General features: G+C 61.5%; 1 protein-coding gene. It reads left to right on the plus strand.

The genetic code is table 11. The features are described from left to right. On the plus strand, nt 1-181 hold a 181-nt coding region (locus ACODSK_RS32705), incomplete at its 5' end, for a hypothetical protein (RefSeq protein WP_489022303.1). Nucleotides 182-351: the final 170 nt, after the last annotated feature.

A 351-nucleotide genomic window follows, 5' to 3' on the forward strand; every position in this document is an offset into this window, starting at 1 on the left:
CGTCGCGAGTTACGGGTGGCGCCTGCACGGGCGCATCTTCGAAATCAAAGACTGCACCAACAGGTCAAAGCCAAAGCTGGAGCTTGTTGCTGTTGCTCCTGCTCTGGCTTTTGCTCTTCTTGCGCGCCAGTTCAGACGACACAAGGTGCGACCTTGTCAGGCCGAGTGGAGGTGCCTGTAGCGGCCAGGTGCGCAGCACCCTTCGGCGACAGCCGAAGACGCGAGGTGAAGACTTGCGCAGCAAGTCGTAGGCCGCGATGGCCGCGAAAGGCGCCGGAAGGAGGGGACCCGGAGCGCAGCGTAGGGCCTGATGTGGGAGCGAGCGGTTTTCGTCCATTTTGCCAAGACAAA

This window comes from Pseudomonas sp. FG98 (genome assembly GCF_057808595.1).